The sequence below is a fragment of the Duganella sp. Dugasp78 genome (assembly GCF_059491455.1).
Window position 1 is genome coordinate 5,164,890 of the sequence record NZ_CP168506.1, and the last position, 16,146, is coordinate 5,181,035.

Genomic DNA, 16,146 nt, shown 5'->3' on the forward strand with positions numbered 1-16,146 from the left:
CCCAACGATAGGGGACTCCCATGTCAAAAAATTCCAGTGTCCAGAAAAAGCTGCAAAAAATTCGCCCGCCACGGGTCCAGATGACCTACGACGTTGAAATCGGCGACGCCATCGAAAACAAGGAACTGCCTTTCGTGATGGGCGTGGTTGGCGATTTCGGCGGCAATTCGGAAGTCGAGCAAAAGCGCTTGAAGGACCGCACCTTCGTTGGCATCGACGCCGACAACTTCGACGAAGTGCTGAAGGGCGTGGAGCCGCGCGCGGCCTATCGCGTATCGAACGAGTTGAGCGAGGCGGGCGGCGAGTTCGCGGTCGACCTCAAATTCAAATCGATGGACGACTTCCGTCCCGAAGCCGTGGTGCAGCAGGTGGAACCGCTGCGCAAGCTGCTGGAAGCGCGCACCAAGCTGGCCGACCTGCGCAACAAACTGGCCGGTAACGACAAGCTGGAAGACATCCTCAACGACGTCTTGAACAGCACCGAGAAATTGGCCGAACTGGGCCAGCAAACCACGAAAGCCTGATCATGTCCGCTCAATTGACTCCAGGCGGCGCACCCGCCGCCGCCTCTGAAATGGCTTTGCTCGACCAGATCGTCGAACAAAGCAAGGTCGCCAAATCCAGCGCCGAACACGCGCGCGCCAAGGATCTGATCACCGAACTGGTGAGCCAGGTCATGGACGGTACCGTGGTTGTGTCCAACAACCTGGCCGCCACCATCGACGCCCGCGTCGCGGAACTGGACCGCATGATCTCGGCGCAGCTGTCGGCCGTGATGCACGCGCCGGAGTTCCAGAAGCTGGAAAGCAGCTGGACCGGTTTGAACTACCTGGTGCGCAATACCTCCACCGGCCAGAACCTGAAGATCAAGATGCTCAACGCGACCAAGAAGGAATTGGTCAAGGACTTCCAGTCCGCGCTGGAATTCGACCAGAGCACCATGTTCAAGAAGGTCTACGAAGAAGAATTCGGCACCTTCGGCGGTGCGCCGTTCGGCGCGCTGCTGGGCGATTACGAGATCACTCGCCAGCCGGAAGACATGTACTTCATCGAGCAGATGTCGCACGTGGCCGCCGCCGCGCACGCGCCGTTCATTTCGTCCGCGTCGCCGGAGCTGTTCGGCCTGGAGAGCTACAGCGACCTGGGTAAGCCGCGCGACCTGTCCAAGGTGTTCGACACCGTCGAATACGCGAAGTGGAAGTCGTTCCGCGAATCGGAAGATTCGCGCTACGTCGGCCTGACGCTGCCGCGCTTCCTGGGCCGCCTGCCGTTCAATCCGGCCGATGGCGCCACCACCGAAGGCTTCAACTTCGTCGAGGATGTCGACGGCACCGATCACCAGAAATACCTGTGGTGTAACGCCGCCTACGCCTTCGGCACCAAACTGACCGCGGCCTTCGAGGACTACGGCTGGTGCGCGGCGATCCGCGGCGTGGAAGGCGGCGGCCTGGTGGAAGACCTGCCGACCCACACCTTCAAGACCGACGAAGGTGAAGTGGCGCTCAAGTGTCCGACCGAAATCGCCATCACCGACCGCCGCGAAAAAGAACTGAGCGACCTCGGTTTCATCTCGCTGGTCCACTGCAAGAACACCGACTACGCCGCCTTCTTCGGCGCGCAATCGGCGCAGAAGGCCCGCAAGTACGCCAGCGAGGCCGCCAACGCCAACGCCGTGCTGTCGGCGCAGCTGCAGTACATCTTCGCCGTCTCGCGCATCGCCCACTACATGAAGGCGATGATGCGCGACAAAATCGGCAGCTTCGCTGCCGCCTCGAACGTGGAAGACTTCCTGAACCGCTGGCTGACCCAGTACGTGCTGCTGGACGATAACGCCAGCCAGGAACAGAAGGCCCAGTTCCCGCTGCGCGAAGCGTCGGTACAAGTATCCGAAGTGCCGGGCCGTCCAGGCGTCTACCGCGCCGTGTCGTTCCTGCGTCCGCACTTCCAGCTCGACGAGCTGTCCGTTTCACTCCGTTTGGTCGCGGAGCTCCCTGCATCGACCAAGAACTAAGCAGTACTTACTTTAACAACCGAAAGGAATAACAATGGCAATCGACGTTTATCTGCAAATCGACGGTATCAAAGGCGAATCCGCCGATTCTACCCACAAGGACTGGATCGAGGTCTCGACCGTACAATGGGAAGTGCTGCAGCCTAAGTCGGCTACCGCATCGACCGGCGGCGGCCACACTGCCGAACGCACCGAGCACAAAGACATTGTGGTCTCGAAGCTGGCTGACCTGGCTACTCCTCTGCTGCTGCAAACCTGCTCGTCGGGTAAAACCATTCCTAAGGCCAAGCTGGAATTCCTGCGCGCCGACGGCAATGGCGAGCGTATCAAGTACTTCGAAATCGAACTGGAAAATGTCCTGATCAGCAGCGTCGCACCAACCGTCAAGCAGGGCAACATCCTGACGGAAGACGTCGCGATCAAGTATTCGAAAGTGAAGTGGAAGTACACCCAACAGAAAGTTGGCGGCGGTTCGGGCGGTAACACTTCCGGCGGCTGGGATCTGTCGGCTAACAAGACCGCGTAATCGACTGCGACTGACTGTTTGATGGGATACCGATGAAGGGTTTTACGCCGGGACTGTTTGACCGGCTGATGGATATGCCAGTCAACGGCGCCTCCAGCGGCACGGTATCGCGCTTGTCGATCGAGGACCTGAAGGACTCGGTCGCGCGCGATCTGGAAGCGCTCCTTAATACGCGCACCGTGATCCCGGAAGAGCTGCTGAAGCGGTATCCCGAATGCGGACGCTCGATCGTGACATACGGCTTGAATGATTTTGCCGGCTTGTCATTGTCGAGCACCGATGATCGTGCTTTCATCTGCCGATGTCTTGAAAAGGCCATCGCGCGCCATGAGCCGCGCCTGCGCAATGTGCAGGCTTCGCTCGAGCTGCGCGCCGACTCCATCAACCGCCTCAACTTCGCCATCACGGCGTTGCTGGTGGTGAGTTCGGCCCATGAACCGGTCAATTTTGACGCTGTGCTGCAGCCGTCCAGCCTGCACTACACCATAAGCAAGGCGCGCCGCGTGGCGCAATCGGGAGCCTGAGTTGGACCAATTATTACCGTATTACGAAAGGGAGCTGGGATTCCTGCGCCGCTACTCGCGCGAATTCTCCGAACGCTACCCCAAGATCGCCGGCCGGCTGCTGATCGGCGGCGAGGTGTGCGAAGACCCGCACATCGAACGCATGATCGAATCGTTCGCGCTGCTCAATTCGCGCATCGCCAAACGGCTCGACGACGACTATCCAGAATTTACCGAAGCACTGTTCGAGGTGCTGTATCCGCACTACCTGCGGCCTTTTCCATCGTGCTCGATCGCCCGCATGGACTTCAGCGGCGCCGCAGCGCAGCTGACCACCGCCAGCGAAATCCCGCGCGGCACGCAGCTGACCACGCGCCCGGTGCGCGGCGCCGTGTGCACCTTCCGCACCGCGTATCCGGTGACGGTCGCGCCGTTGGCGCTGACGCATGCGGCCTTCGCCGCCATCATCGACGCGCCTGAGGCGACGCGCACGCCGCCAAATGCCACCTCCAGCATCAGCCTGACCATTGCCAGCACCTCGGCCCAGGTCGCGGTGCCGCAGCTTGGGCTGTCCAAGCTGCGCGTATTCATCGACGGCGAGCCATCCTTCTGCGCCGCGCTGCGCGATGCGCTGTTCATGCGCGGCGTATGCGCCTATGCGGAAGCGGACGGCAATGGCCGCTGGATACCGCTGCACAAAAGCCCGGTGGCGCCGGCGGGGTTCGAGGAAGAGGAATCGCTGATCGATTTTTCCGCCCGTTCGCACGCCGCCTACCGGCTGCTGACCGAATATTTCTGCTTCCCGGAGAAGTTCAACTTCTTCGACATCGACCTGCACGCGCTGGCCGGCGTGCTGCCGTCCGGCTGCAAGTCGGTCACGCTGCACCTGGCCTTGTCCGGCATGCGCACCGATTCCAATACCGCGCGCATGCTCGGCACACTGAACATCAACAACGTGCTGCTGGGCTGCACGCCGGTGGTCAACCTGTTCCGCCAGCGCGGCGAGCCGATTCGCCTGACCCATACCTCCGCCAGTTATCCGGTGCTGGCCGATGCGCGCCGCGCGTTCGCCTACGAGGTGCAGTCCATCGATTCCGTAAAGCTGGTGCGGCAAACGCCGCAGGGCGAATCGGTGCTGGAGTTCCGTCCGTTCTACTCGCTGCGCCACGGCCAGACGCCGGAAAAGAATGGCCATTACTGGGTCATGCGGCGCGACGACATCATCGCCGACAAGAGCCCCGGCTATGAAACGCAGATTTCCATCGTCGATATCGATTTCGATCCGGCCGAGGTGGAAACGGATACCCTGAGCCTGGAGCTGAGCTGCACCAACCGCGACCTGCCGGCCTCGTTGAGCTACGGCCAGCGCGGTGGCGACTTGTTCCTGGAAGGCGGCTCCAGCGTGCGCGCCATCAGCTTCCTGCGCAAGCCGACGTCCTCGCATCGCTTCGAGCGTGGCCGCGGCGCGCACTGGCGCCTGATTTCGCACCTGTCGCTGAACCATTTGTCGCTGGCCGACGGCGGCCTCGATGCCTTCCGCGAGATGTTGACGTTGTATGACCTGCCGCGTTCACCATCGTCGCAGCGGCAGATCGGCGGCATCCTGGCGGTGTCGCACAAGGCAGCCAACACCTGGCTTCCGGGGAATCCGTTCGCCTGCCTGGTGCGCGGCATCGAGGTGCGCCTGACCATCGACGAGGAAGCCTTCGTGGGTAGCGGCATCCACGCTTTCGCCCACATCGTTGAGCGCTTCCTCGGCCTGTACGTGCATGCCAACAGCTTCACCCAGCTGGTGATCGTATCGAATAAAACCGGAGAGGAGCTGTTGCGATGCACGCCACGAAGCGGCGATTTGAGCCTGCTGTAATCGAGCGGCTGTTCGCGCAGCCGTACCGGTTCGAATACTTCCAGGCCGTGCGCATGCTGGAGCTGTGGCTCAAGCGCCATGGCGCGCCGGGCGAGGGCGCGGTCGCCAACTTCCTGCGCTTCCAGAACTCGACGTCGCTGAACTTCCCGGCCAGCCAGCTGGAAGCGATGCAGCCGGAGCCGCGCGAAGTGCCGACCGATGCCCGCGCGCTGGCGCAGGCGCTGCAATCGACGCAGCTGAAGTACATCCGCATCACGCCGGCCTTCATGGGCTTCCTGGGCAGCAGCGGCACGCTGCCCGCGCATTACACGGAACGCATCGCGGCCCATGCGCTGTACGAAAAGGACGATGGCCCGCGCGCCTTCCTGGACACTTTCTCCAACCGTGCGCTGGCCCTGTTCTACGAAGCCTGGCGCAAGTACCGGCTGGAGCTGCGGTACGAGGTCGATGGCAAGGACACCTTCCTGCCGTTGCTGCTGTCGCTGGCCGGCATGGGCAACGAGTCGCTGCGCAAGCGCCTGTCGGACGAAGGCGACGGCGTGCTCGATGAGTCGATCGGCTACTTCGCCACCGCCATGCGCCAGCGTCCAGCGTCGGCGGTGCAGATTGCGAAGGTGCTGTCGGAGTACTTCAACCAGAAAATCAAGGCCGAGCAGTTCATCGGCTGCTGGTACGACGTGCCGCAAGAGCAGCAGACGGCGCTAGGCCTGGGCAACGCCATGCTGGGCGCAGGCGCGATGGCTGGCTCGCGCGTGTGGCAGCGCGACCTGCGATTGCGGCTGGTGATAGGCCCGCTGGACCTGGAAGGCTACGAATCCTTCCTGCCCGGCGGTAAAGCGGCGAAGGCGCTGGAAAGCATGTTGACCATGTTTACCGGCCTCTCGCTGGAGTATGAGGTGCAGCTGGTGCTGCGCGCGGCCGACGTGCAGGGTGCGCGGCTGGAAGATGCTCGCGTCGGCGGACGCCTGGGGTGGGACAGCTTCCTTGTGAGCGACGCCCAGACGCAAGACCGCGCCGATGTGCGCTACGAGATCCATACAGTATAAAAAATAAGGAACTATCATGAGCATCAATCTGAAAACCCTGATCGGAAAACTGAACGACACCAGCCGTACGGCTGCCACCCGCGCCGCCAGCCTGTGCGTCTCGCTGGGGCAGTATGAGGTGGACATCGAACACCTGTTCCTGGCGCTGCTGGAGCAGCCCAAGAGCGATTTCGTCGTCATCGCGCGCCAGAATGGCATCAGCGTCAGCATGTTGGAGGCGGATTTGCAGGCCGAGATCGCGCGCCTGAAGACAGGCAACTCGCGCACGCCGGTATTTTCGGAGCGTTTGCCCAAGCTGTTCGAGCACGCATGGCTGATCGCATCGCTGGACCTGCAAGCGGGTCAACAGGCGCAGATCCGCAGCGGCCATCTGCTGCAAGCGCTGTTGACGGAGCCGGAGCTGGCGCAGCTGGCGTATCGCGGCTCCAAGCTGTTTGCCAAATTCGAAGTCGATCAGATTAAGCATAACCTGGACAAGCTGACCGTCGGTTCGGACGAGGCGGTGGCGGCATCGCAGGGCGGCGAACACGAAGAGCTGGACGGCGATCCGGTCGGCGATCTGTCGGCCAAGGCCGCGTCCAAGACGCCGGCGCTGGACCAGTTCACTACCAACCTGACGCAGCGTGCGCGCGACGGCAAGGTCGATCCGGTGATCGGCCGCGACATGGAAATCCGCCAGGCCATCGACATCCTGATGCGCCGCCGCCAGAACAATCCTATCCTGACCGGCGAGGCCGGCGTCGGCAAGACCGCCGTGGTGGAAGGCCTGGCCCTGCGCATCGCGCTGAACGACGTGCCGGACGTGTTGAAAGGCGTGGAGATTCACACGCTGGATATGGGTCTGCTGCAAGCCGGCGCCAGCGTCAAGGGCGAGTTCGAGAACCGGCTGAAGAATGTGATCGACGAGGTGAAGAAAAGCCCGCACGCCATCATCCTGTTCATCGACGAGGCGCATACGATGATCGGCGCGGGCGGCCAGGCTGGCCAGAACGATGCTGCCAACCTGCTGAAGCCAGCATTGGCTCGCGGCGAACTGCGCACCATCGCAGCCACTACCTGGGGCGAGTACAAGAAGTATTTCGAGAAGGACGCCGCGTTGGCGCGCCGCTTCCAGGTCGTCAAGGTCGAGGAGCCGAGCGAGGAACTGGCTTGCGCCATGTTGCGCGGCATGGCGCCGCTGATGGAAAAACACTTCGGCGTACGCGTGTACGATGAGGCGATCACCGAGGCGGTGCGCCTGTCGCATCGCTACATCATGGGTCGCCAGCTGCCGGACAAGGCGATCAGCGTGCTCGATACCGCGTGCGCCAAGGTCGCGTTGGGCCAGAACGCCACGCCGGCGTTGATCGAAAACCTGGCACGCAAGCTGGAACGCATCGCTGCGGAATCGACATCGCTGCAACGTGAGCAGAGCACCGGCGGTAGCGCGCACATTGCCCGCCTGGCGGAGCTGGAAGCCAGCCGCGCTGCGGCTGCTGCGCAGCACGCCGAGTTGTCCGCACGCTGGGAGAAGGAAAAAGCGCTGACGGAGCAGATCAAGGCCGGCCGCGTGACGTTGGAGGCTGGCGGCGCGGGTGACGCCAGCCAGGGCAAGGACCTGCAGGCGCTGCAGACCGAATTGAAGTCGCTGCAAGGCGAAACGCCGATGGTGCCGGTACAGGTGGACGGTCACGTGGTGGCGGAGATCGTCGCCGGCTGGACCGGCATCCCGCTGGGCAAAATGGTCAAGGACGAGATCAAGACGGTGCTGAACCTGAAGCCCATGCTGGAGCAGCGCGTGCTCGGCCAGCCGCATGCGATCGAGGCGGTGGCGCAGCGCGTACGCACGTCGCGCGCCAATCTGGACGACCCGAACAAGCCTAAGGGTGTGTTCCTGTTCGTCGGCCCATCCGGCATCGGCAAGACCGAGACCGCGCTGGCGCTGGCCGATGTGCTGTACGGCGGCGAACGCAAGCTCATCACCATCAACATGAGCGAGTACCAGGAGGCGCACAGCGTCTCCGGCCTGAAAGGTTCGCCGCCGGGTTATGTGGGCTATGGCGAAGGCGGCGTATTGACCGAGGCCGTACGCCGCAATCCGTACAGCGTGGTGCTGCTGGATGAAGTGGAAAAGGCGCACCCGGATGTGATGGAGTTGTTCTTCCAGGTGTTCGACAAGGGCGTCATGGACGACGCGGAAGGTCGCGAGATCGACTTCAAGAACACCATCATCATCCTGACCTCGAACGTGGCATCCGCAGCGATGATGCAGGCCTGCCTGAACAAGACCGGCGATGAGTTGCCCGATCCGGCGGCGCTGGAAGAGCTGATCCGTCCGCACCTGATGAAGCAGTTCAAGCCGGCCTTCCTGGGTCGCCTGAAGGTGATCCCGTACTACCCGATCCCCGACGATGTGCTGGTGGAGATTATCAAGCTCAAACTGGGCAAGATCCAGCAGCGCATCAGCGTCAATCACAAGGCGGACTTCAGCTACGACGAGGCACTGGTCGAAGCGGTGCTGGCGCGTTGCACGGAAGTCGATTCCGGCGCACGCAACGTCGACAATATCCTCAACGGCACGCTGCTGCCGGAGGTGGCCGAATCCGTGTTGACCAAGATGGCCGAAGGAGCCGCGATCAGCAGGATCAAGGTTAGTGCCAACAAACAGGGCCAGTTTAAATATACCGTTAAATAAGGAGAACCATGATTATGAAACGCCAAGCCACCATTGCGATGTTAATGTCCACATTGATCCTGACCGCTTGCCACAAGAAGGACAAGGTGGAAGAGGCGCCGGTCGCCGCCGCACCAGTGCCGGCGGCTGCGCCGGCTCCAGCTGCTCCGGCCGCCGAACCCACCGCCGACCAGCAGGAGATGGCGCACAAGCAGGCCTTGCTTGATTATGGCACGATGGAAGACAAGTACCTGAATGACCCGAAGGGGCAGTGGGCGGCGACGGCGAAGGCCAGTTCGACCTTCGGCGATGACGAAGGCAAGACGCCATCGGACGTCAACGTGGCCAAGAACGTGGTCGGCCCTTCGGATGACCGTAGCTGGACCAACAACAATCAGGACAAGGGATTCGATTGGCTGGAGGTGGGTTACGCCAAACCGGTCAATGCGACCGAGCTGCGGGTGATCATTCCCAGTGGCGAAGGTGTGGAGGCCGTGAACAAGGTGGAGTTGCAGGACACGGATGGCAAGTGGAACACCATCTGGTCCGGCATCAGCGAGGTGAAGAAGGACGGGCGCGGCAACCGTACCTGGTTCGTGCGTACCTTCGACAAGACCGCTTATAAAGTCAAAGGCGCCAAGATCACTATCGCCAACAACATCCAGCACGGCTACAAGCAAGTAGAAGCCGTCCAGCTGGTTGGCGAGTAAAGTCCCTGCCGTCGTTCCCGCGCAAGCGGGAACCCATGCTGAGCGGCTGCGGATGCTGTGTATGGGTTCCCGCCTGCGCGGGAACGACGGGGGCTTAGTTGGGGGGGCGCACTCCCAGCATCTCTTCGATGTGGGAGAGCGAGCCTTCGTCCTTGATGACGGAGCGCAGCCAGGTGTGCAGGTCTTGTTCGCCGGCGGTGGCTGCCTTCTCCGCGAAGTAGGAGACCGGGCTATGCGGCTCGGTATCGCGGAAGAACTTCGCTACCGCCCGCAGCTGCGCGATGGCGTGCGTGCGGTTGCGGATCGGACCGGAGGCGCCTTCGCGCTGCTGCGGTGCGGCTGCGCCGTTTTCCGCGTGCGATGGTTGTGCGTCGTCCGCGTCGTCGACCTGCGCGCCGTTGGATTTGCTTGTCGCCGGCATCGCGTGCAGCATCGATTGCACAGCGTCGCGCGCGGCGGAGAAACCGGGGCTGTCCTGGCCCAGCTTCGCGTCGGCCGCTTTTTCCAGTTGCAGCAGGGCGTCCATGCAGTACTGTGCATCCGCAGCGAACTTGTCGCAGAATTGCGCGGAGTTGGAGCGTTTGGCTGCTTCCATGTCCGCCAGCTTGGGCGCGCCGGATTGGTCGTCGCCGCCATTGGCGCGTTTGCGGGCATATTCGAAGTCGATGGTGGAGTAGGCCGTGTTGCGGCCTTCCGTCAGCGGCAGCTCGCGGATCAGCGTGCGTGTGCGTGCCAATATCCAGCTTAAATTGCCGATGCGCTGTTCGTTGTCGCCATCGTCCGCTTCCGGGTACAAGCCCATGTTCCAATACTGCTCGCACAGGCCCGCCAACAGGCGATAGCCCTCCGCCAGGCCGCGCAGGTGATGCTGCTTGGCGGCTGCTTCGGTCAGCCATACTGCCAGGCGCAGGTCCTTGCTCTTTTCCGTCAGCAGCGCCGTGCAGCGCTTGACGACGAATTCCCAATCCGCTTCCTTCAACTCCGTTACCCATTCGCCTTGGTCCAGCGATGGATCGTCGAACTTGCGTGCCTGGCCGATGGCGTCCAGGTCGGACGAGAAGGACAGGTCCTCGCCCGAAGGGCGGTTGTCGCTGATGGGGATTAATAACTGCTCTGCTGAAAACATGATGTCCTCTGATTGATTATTGGGCCATGCGGAACTCGATGCGGCGGTTGCGCGCGCGTCCGTCCGCACTGTCGTTGCTGGCGATTGGCCGGTCGGGACCCTGGCCGCTGGCGGTCAGCAGGTCGCCATTCAGGCCGTGACTGGCGAAGTAGGTTTTGACAGTCTCCGCGCGCGCCTGGCTCAGGCCCAGGTTGGTGGCGCGCAGGCCGGCGCTGTCGGTATGACCGATGATTTCGACCTTGCGGCCTTTGAGCCTGAGCAGCGCAGCCAGCATCTCATCGAGTATGGCTTTACCGGCCGGCGTCAGTGTCGCCTTGCCGCTTTCGAATTCGACCGTGCGGTTGGCCAGCGTGGTATCCAGGATGCCTTGGTCGGCCGCAGACACGCGCAAGCCGTTGTTGACGGTGTAGGTCGGATTGAGGCTGGTGGCGACGGTGCTGGCAATGCGCTGGCGCACCGCTTCATTGGCCACTTCGCCGCGCAAGCTGACGTTGCTGCCGTCGATTTTCAGCTGGCCGCGGCTGATCTGCTTCAGGTCAGTGGTGATCAGCTTCTGCACGTAGCCGTTCCAGTTGGCCGGCATGGCGACCGGGCCGATGGCGATCTGGTCGACCACCTTGTCGGCGCCGTAGACTTCGCGCAGCTTGGCCAGCACGGCTGCTTTGCTGCCTTCGTCCGGCACGGTGCCGGTGGCCAGTACCTGGCCAGGTTCCGGCGCGGCAGGCGCCAGACCTTGGTTCTGGGCGCCGGCGCCGGCGGCGCTGAGCGCGCACAGAGCGGCCAGCAGGGCGTTGGCGATGTAATGGTTAGAGCGCATGATCAGGTTCCGATAAACGCCGCGCCGACGGAATCGAGCGCGGACTTAAGTGACAGGTTGGCTTGCGCCAGATAGGTGGACAGCTTCTTGATGCCGTAGTCGGAGTCGATTTGCTCTTCCACCCAGTCCAGTTGTTCAAAGTCGATGTGGTGCTCCAGTGCCGTTTGCGGATCCATGATGGCGCGCAGCGTCTGCGCCGAGGCGCCGCTGAAGCCCAGCACCAGCGACGGCCGCTGCTCGATGCGGGTGACGAACAGCGCCAGTTCGAAATCTGCGCGCGCCAGGAATGGCGTGATCAGGTGCATCCAGAAGGCGGCCACCAGGTTGCGGTACATCGGATCGGTCGGCAGCGGCAGCAGCAGGCTCTTCTCCAGGCGGCTGGAGCTGCTGGCCATGACCGGTTGCAGCAGCATGCCCAGGGCCAGCAGGATCTGCCTCACCGAACCTTTGAAGCCGGTTTGCGCCAGCATGGCGTCCAGCGCGCCCACGGTTTGCAGCTCGAGGAAGTCCTCGAAGGCGGCGTCGTAGGCGGCCGAGCGCAGATCGAGTTCGATCAGGTGGTTGGCCGCGCTTTGCAGCGGCAGCGTGGGGTCGCCCGCTTCGCGCACGCTGGCGGTCAGCGATTCGAGACGGTTCCACATGCGCGTCAGCACCATGGGCGACTTTTCCACGAAGGCGGTCGGTTCGGCCACTTCCATTGAGCCCATCATCAGGAAGGGATAGCGGCGGCTGGATTGGTCGCTGCTGGCGACGATGTGGCCGGCGATGGCGTGGCGGCGGCGCGGCCCGACGAAGGCGAAGTGCAGCGGCGCGACGGCGTCGTAGTTCAGCTTCCAGCGCGCGTCTGTGCTCATCAGGTCCATCGCCTGCGATAGCCAGTCGTCCAGCACCTTGATCAGTGCCGGGCTATCGCTGCCTTTGACGAAATCGCCCCGGCTCGGAATCTTGCCGAAGTATCCGACGCTGATCGGCGTGGCGCCGCGGCTCATTGAACGGCTCCCGAGGTGGCGGCGGCGGTGCGCGATGGCGCGGCCGGCGGTTTTGGCGCGGGCGTTGCCGCCGGCGCGGCAGGAGCGACAGGCGTGGCTGGCGCTGCAGCCGGGGCGGCGAGCGGACCGGCGGCGATGATCGATTCCGGCAGGCGCAGGCGTTTGAAGCCTTGCGCCGCTTGCACCGGCTGCGGCGCCGGGGCCTGGGTGGTGGTGACGATCTTCAGGTTGGCGGTGACGACCACGCCGGCGTTGTCCCAGCTCAGTTCAAACACGCCGTTGTCCTTGCGCTTGCGGTTGGCCGCGTCGATCATTTTCTTCAGGCCGAAGTGGCCAGGCTCGTTGAGCAGTATCACGCTGCGGCCTTCCGGCGTGATGGCGGTGATCTTCGAGCCAGGCACGCCTTGCGGATTCGGCCAGGCCATGTGCACCCAAGGCTGCGGCTGGCCGCGCCAGCGCAGTGACTGGCCGTCGATCTCGATGGTGAATTCGCTGGCGCCGGTGGAGCCGAGCGCCTGCAGGTCGAACATGGTCTGCGCCTCGCCGCCACTGGATGCCGCGGTGTTGGCGACGCCTGCCGCCGACAATGGAGCGATCCAGTTAGGGAAGGCCGCCACCACTGGCGGCGCCAGGTTGACGCCCATGTCGGCCCAGGTCTTGGCGCTCAGCGAGTCGCCGCGACGCACCACCAATGGTCCGATGGTGGTGTTGAAGAACTTGGCGATGGCGCCGTCCGGTCCGAAGATCTCGCCGATTTCGGCGTTGCTGGCTTCCGCGCGCGATTCGGTCGCGAACGGATACTTCAGCGCCAGGTTCTTGCTGAACGGTTGCAGCACTTGGGCGGCCCATACCTTGTTGATTTCGGTCTCGGTCGGTTTGACGATCACGGCGAAGGTCTGCATCAGCGGGCGCACGAGGAGCGGGCGGATCGCCAGCTTCTGCGCGTCCGTCATCCCGGTCAGCATTTGCTCGTCGACGTATTTGAGCGCGTCGGCCAGTTCGGAGCCGCTGCCGTCCAGCGTTTGCTGCATCAGCTGCTTGGCGCCGGGGCCCGGATCGCCCTGGTTCTTGATCTGGTTGAAGCGGGTGCGCAGCTTGGACATTTGCTCCATGTAGCCGCGCATCAGCGATGCATCCTTGTCCTTGGCGACCACCAGGCGGGCGACGCCGGAGAACTCGCGGCCGACAGGGCCCAGCGGCAGCGCGGCGTTCTGCACATTGCCGGTCGTGCTGACGTTGATGTTGAGCTGCGACGGCTTCTGGCGCAGGATGGTTTCGCGGAACCAGCCGGTCACGCCGCGCTGGGCGCGTTGCAGGCCGGCGTCCAGCAGCGACGGGTTATCCCACGAGGTCTGTTCGTAGACCGTCGTGACCAGCTTGTTGATCGGCGAGGTTTGCGGATCGCCCAGGCGGTTCATTGCGACGGCGGCGTTGTCGAAGCCTTCCAGGTCGCGGACGGTGACGCCTTGAATGAACTTCTCCCATTCCTTGGCGTAGTCGTTCTTGTACAGTTCAACCAGCGATTTCTGGATCTGTTCCGGGCTGCCTTCCAGCGTCAAGTCGTCTTTGGAGGAGGTCTTCAGCACCCAGTCGGCGCTTTGCATTTCGCGGTTGGCCGCATCGCGGAAGGCTTCCTGCACAAAGCCTTCCCAAGCCTGGCGCGTGAAGCTGCCGGGAATGGCGTAGCTGCCCAGTACCAGTTCCTTGTCCTGGTCGCCGACGATGCGGGCCACGGTCATCGATGGGAAGCGTGTTGCGGCGCGGGCCTTGACGTCGGCGTAGACGCGCTCGCGCGCCGGCATGCCGCGCACCACGCGGCGCAGGTTGTCGCGGGTCTGGTCAACCAGCGCCAGTTTGCCGTCGATCTGCGGCCACGACGTATCGTTGATCTGCGCGAGGTAGAAGGAGATCATGCGTTCGGCGCTGCGTATCATCTGCTCGCGTGGCATGGCGCCACGGTTCCCGTCCAGCCAGACGCGCCAGAAACGGGTCAGCTGGTCGTTCAGGTGGCCGGCTTCGGCGCGCGATTTATCGCTCAGCATCAGGTAGGTTTTCAGCGCGTTGTAGGCGTCTTCCGCGTTGGCGGGCGAGGCGTCCTTGAACTGGGTGGCGCCGTTGTTGACCGGCGCGGCGGAAGCGGTGGCATCGGCTGGCGCGCCGCCCACTGCCGCGGTGGTGGCGGCCGTCACCGGCTTGGCCATCGGCTGCAGCTGCGCGGCGCCGCTGTTGACTTCCGCCAGGAAGGCTTCCAGCGACTGGCCTACGGGTTTCAGCATCACTTCGCGCACGCCGGCGAAGTATTCTTCGCGCAGTTTGCGGTCCAGCAGGTCGCCCTGGTACAGGCCCAGTCCCAGCGACAGCGGGCGGTGTTCGTGGTAGCTGTCCAGCTGCTCGATGCGGTCCTGCAGGATCTCCAGCGCCTGGAAGCGCGATTGCAGGTCCATGCGGTTCTGCTGCACCTTGATGGCCTGGTCCAGGTCCGCCTGGACGTTGGCGACCAGCTGGCGGTTGTTCATGTACGACCAGCTCCAGCCGGCCAGCGCCAGGCCGACGAAGGCGGTGGCGGCGAAGAAGGCGGCGTAGCGCATGCGCGTCTTGGCCGGACTGGCGTATTGGGCGACCAGGTCCTTGTCCGCGAAGATCACTTTGCGGAACAGGTTAAGCAGGAAGTAGCCTTGCTGTTGATGGGTTTCTTCGTGTTCCTGCGGTTGCAGCTTCAGGTCGAAGCGTTGCGCCACACGGTGCGAGGATGCGGATACCGATTCGCCTTCCTGCAGCGCGCTGGTGAAGTAGAAGCCGCGGAATACAGGCTTGAACTGGAATGGATTTTCTTCGAACAGCGTGGCGATGAAGGCGCGCAGCGACGGTTTGATCGAGCTGAATTCCAGCGGGAAGGTGAACACGCCGGATGGCATGCGCTCGCGCCATTGCAGCGCCATATTGGCCTGGCTCAGGTCCTTCAGGCCGTCGTACAGCTCATCGAAGCGCGCGTCGAACTGGTCGAGTATCTGCTCGCTGGTGGTGGACTGGCTGTAGGGCAGGGTGGCGCCCCAGATTTTATCGCGCTCGCCGCGTTCGGAGTCCTGGAAGAATTCGTTGAAGCCGGTGATCAGGTCGGCCTTGGTGAAGACCACGTACACTGGCGCATACACTTCAAGGCGCTCGGTCAGTTCCTGCACGCGCTGGCGCAGGTTCTTGGCCAGGTTGATGGCGAACTCCGGACGGTTGCGTGTCAGTTCGGCGATGCTGACGGCGATGATGACGCCATTGATCGGCGCCTTCTTGCGGTATTTTTTCAGCAGGTCGAGGAAGCCGAACCACTCGCCGCGGTCCTCATCGACGACCGAGTAGCGGCCGGCTGTATCGAGCAGGATGCCGTCGGTGGTGAAGAACCAGTCGCAGTTGCGGGTGCCGCCTACGCCTTGCACGATCTTGGTGTCGGCGAACGGGAACTGCAAGCCGGAGCTGGCGATGGCCGTGCTCTTACCGGCCGCCGGATTGCCGATCACCATATACCACGGCAGTTCGTACAGTGCGGCGTTACCGGAGAACTGGCCGATCTTGGAGCCCTTGATGGTCGAGATGGCGTCCAGCAGGCGCTTGCGGATCACGTCCGTCTCCTGGCGCTGGGCCGGATCCGGCTTGGCGGGCGCCTTGTTGACCTGCTGTTCCAGCATGTCGCCCAGTTGCGCGGCGGCGCGCTGGCGGCGTTGACGACGCCATAGCCAGACGATGGCGCCGAACAGCAGCGCAATCGCCAGCACGGTCCAGGCGACGCTGGCCGGCCACTGGAAGATGGCGGAGGCGATCAGCAAACAGGCGGCGAAAGCCAGCCAGCCGATCACGATCAGGCTGTTGCGGGTCGTCAGGAATTGCCAGGTTTTTTGCATCATGATTG

12 protein-coding genes are annotated in these 16,146 nt (G+C 63.2%); 8 read left to right on the plus strand and 4 right to left on the minus strand.

Annotated features, from left to right (window positions below; genetic code table 11):
* Nucleotides 1–20 precede the first annotated feature (20 nt).
* The 8 genes from tssB to ACEN9O_RS22960 are packed head-to-tail and all read left to right on the plus strand — an operon-like array spanning nt 21 to nt 9,316.
* A complete protein-coding gene (tssB, locus tag ACEN9O_RS22925; RefSeq protein WP_495614110.1) occupies nt 21–524 on the plus strand; it encodes a type VI secretion system contractile sheath small subunit in 504 nt (167 codons plus the stop codon).
* A 2-nt stretch (nt 525–526) separates the two neighbouring features.
* Nucleotides 527–2,011 (plus strand): type VI secretion system contractile sheath large subunit, encoded by a 1,485-nt coding sequence (gene tssC / locus ACEN9O_RS22930; protein WP_495614111.1) that lies wholly within the window; start codon nt 527–529, stop codon nt 2,009–2,011.
* A 34-nt stretch (nt 2,012–2,045) separates the two neighbouring features.
* Complete coding sequence (locus tag ACEN9O_RS22935) at nt 2,046–2,537, plus strand: Hcp family type VI secretion system effector (protein WP_444843881.1); 492 nt, start codon at nt 2,046–2,048, stop codon at nt 2,535–2,537.
* Between the two features lie 32 nt (nt 2,538–2,569).
* Nucleotides 2,570–3,061, plus strand: coding sequence for a type VI secretion system baseplate subunit TssE (gene tssE, locus ACEN9O_RS22940; protein WP_020702961.1), 492 nt, complete (start codon nt 2,570–2,572; stop codon nt 3,059–3,061).
* A 1-nt stretch (nt 3,062) separates the two neighbouring features.
* On the plus strand, nt 3,063–4,907 hold the full coding sequence (tssF, locus tag ACEN9O_RS22945; RefSeq protein ID WP_495614112.1) for a type VI secretion system baseplate subunit TssF: 1,845 nt from the start codon (nt 3,063–3,065) through the stop codon (nt 4,905–4,907).
* Nucleotides 4,871–5,953, plus strand: a complete 1,083-nt coding sequence (gene tssG, locus ACEN9O_RS22950; RefSeq protein ID WP_495614113.1) for a type VI secretion system baseplate subunit TssG — start codon at nt 4,871–4,873, stop codon at nt 5,951–5,953. The genes tssF and tssG overlap by 37 nt, the downstream gene beginning before the upstream one ends.
* 16 nt (nt 5,954–5,969) lie before the next feature.
* Nucleotides 5,970–8,627, plus strand: a complete 2,658-nt coding sequence (gene tssH / locus ACEN9O_RS22955; RefSeq protein ID WP_495614114.1) for a type VI secretion system ATPase TssH — start codon at nt 5,970–5,972, stop codon at nt 8,625–8,627.
* Nucleotides 8,628–8,671: 44 nt separating this feature from the next.
* Nucleotides 8,672–9,316, plus strand: a complete 645-nt coding sequence (locus ACEN9O_RS22960; RefSeq protein ID WP_495614115.1) for a hypothetical protein — start codon at nt 8,672–8,674, stop codon at nt 9,314–9,316.
* A gap of 94 nt (nt 9,317–9,410) precedes the next feature.
* Here ACEN9O_RS22960 and tssA read toward each other — a convergent pair whose 3' ends face one another.
* Genes tssA through tssM form a run of 4 tightly spaced genes read right to left on the minus strand, consistent with a single transcriptional unit; the run spans nt 9,411 to nt 16,138 of the window.
* Nucleotides 9,411–10,442, minus strand: a complete 1,032-nt coding sequence (gene tssA, locus ACEN9O_RS22965) for a type VI secretion system protein TssA (protein WP_495614116.1) — start codon at nt 10,440–10,442, stop codon at nt 9,411–9,413.
* Nucleotides 10,443–10,458: 16 nt separating this feature from the next.
* Nucleotides 10,459–11,259: an OmpA family protein gene (locus tag ACEN9O_RS22970; RefSeq protein ID WP_495614117.1), complete on the minus strand. Its 801-nt coding sequence runs from the start codon at nt 11,257–11,259 to the stop codon at nt 10,459–10,461.
* Nucleotides 11,260–11,261: 2 nt separating this feature from the next.
* The gene (gene tagF, locus ACEN9O_RS22975) at nt 11,262–12,248 is read right to left on the minus strand and encodes a type VI secretion system-associated protein TagF (protein ID WP_495614118.1); all 987 of its coding nucleotides are present in this window, start codon (nt 12,246–12,248) and stop codon (nt 11,262–11,264) included.
* Complete coding sequence (gene tssM / locus ACEN9O_RS22980; protein ID WP_495618524.1) at nt 12,245–16,138, minus strand: type VI secretion system membrane subunit TssM; 3,894 nt, start codon at nt 16,136–16,138, stop codon at nt 12,245–12,247. The genes tagF and tssM overlap by 4 nt, the downstream gene beginning before the upstream one ends.
* Nucleotides 16,139–16,146: the final 8 nt, after the last annotated feature.

What these genes read in the sequence shown, in the direction of transcription:
- tssB (WP_495614110.1), top strand. Translation starts at nt 21, where the DNA reads ATGTCAAAAAATTCCAGTGTCCAGAAAAAGCTGCAAAAAATTCGCCCG.
- tssC (WP_495614111.1), top strand. Translation starts at nt 527, where the DNA reads ATGTCCGCTCAATTGACTCCAGGCGGCGCACCCGCCGCCGCCTCTGAA.
- ACEN9O_RS22935 (WP_444843881.1), top strand. Translation starts at nt 2,046, where the DNA reads ATGGCAATCGACGTTTATCTGCAAATCGACGGTATCAAAGGCGAATCC.
- tssE (WP_020702961.1), top strand. Translation starts at nt 2,570, where the DNA reads ATGAAGGGTTTTACGCCGGGACTGTTTGACCGGCTGATGGATATGCCA.
- tssG (WP_495614113.1), top strand. Translation starts at nt 4,871, where the DNA reads ATGCACGCCACGAAGCGGCGATTTGAGCCTGCTGTAATCGAGCGGCTG.
- tssH (WP_495614114.1), top strand. Translation starts at nt 5,970, where the DNA reads ATGAGCATCAATCTGAAAACCCTGATCGGAAAACTGAACGACACCAGC.
- ACEN9O_RS22960 (WP_495614115.1), top strand. Translation starts at nt 8,672, where the DNA reads ATGTCCACATTGATCCTGACCGCTTGCCACAAGAAGGACAAGGTGGAA.
- tssA (WP_495614116.1), bottom strand. Translation starts at nt 10,442, where the DNA reads ATGTTTTCAGCAGAGCAGTTATTAATCCCCATCAGCGACAACCGCCCT.
- ACEN9O_RS22970 (WP_495614117.1), bottom strand. Translation starts at nt 11,259, where the DNA reads ATGCGCTCTAACCATTACATCGCCAACGCCCTGCTGGCCGCTCTGTGC.
- tagF (WP_495614118.1), bottom strand. Translation starts at nt 12,248, where the DNA reads ATGAGCCGCGGCGCCACGCCGATCAGCGTCGGATACTTCGGCAAGATT.
- tssM (WP_495618524.1), bottom strand. Translation starts at nt 16,138, where the DNA reads ATGCAAAAAACCTGGCAATTCCTGACGACCCGCAACAGCCTGATCGTG.